Annotated in this window: 1 pseudogene; it reads right to left on the bottom strand. The window is 63.9% G+C overall.

What is annotated here, in order from left to right:
- Window positions 1-228 (bottom strand): annotated as a pseudogene (locus E1958_RS19910) (reverse transcriptase domain-containing protein); the annotation flags it as partial.
- Between the last annotated feature and the right edge of the window lie 91 nt (window positions 229-319).

The raw sequence follows: 319 nt of genomic DNA, 5'->3' as shown, positions 1-319 counted from the left end.
TCCCCTAGGCACTTCCCTTGCATGACGCGCCAAGATGATCAAGTCATCGGCATCTCCCACCAGCCGCGCGCCAACCCGCTGGGCCGCTCCTTCCCGGTCATGGCAGCGGTTGTCCATCCAGTGCAGATACAGGTTGGCTAACAGCGGGCTCATGACACCCCCTTGCGGGCTGCCGACCCGCCGTTTGACCTTCCGCGGCCGCTGATGCCGAGCCTTCGGTTCTTCCATGAGCGGTGCCCCTAGCCTCTGACGCATCAGCTTGAGCACCGCTCCGTCGCCGATCCGCCACGCGACACACGCTATCAACTTATGATGCGGC

Origin of the sequence: Candidatus Thiosymbion oneisti, assembly GCF_004359955.1 — a bacterium.
GTDB classification, from domain to species: Bacteria; Pseudomonadota; Gammaproteobacteria; order Chromatiales; family Chromatiaceae; genus Thiosymbion; species Thiosymbion oneisti.
This window is presented reverse-complemented; position numbering and strand designations above follow the sequence as displayed.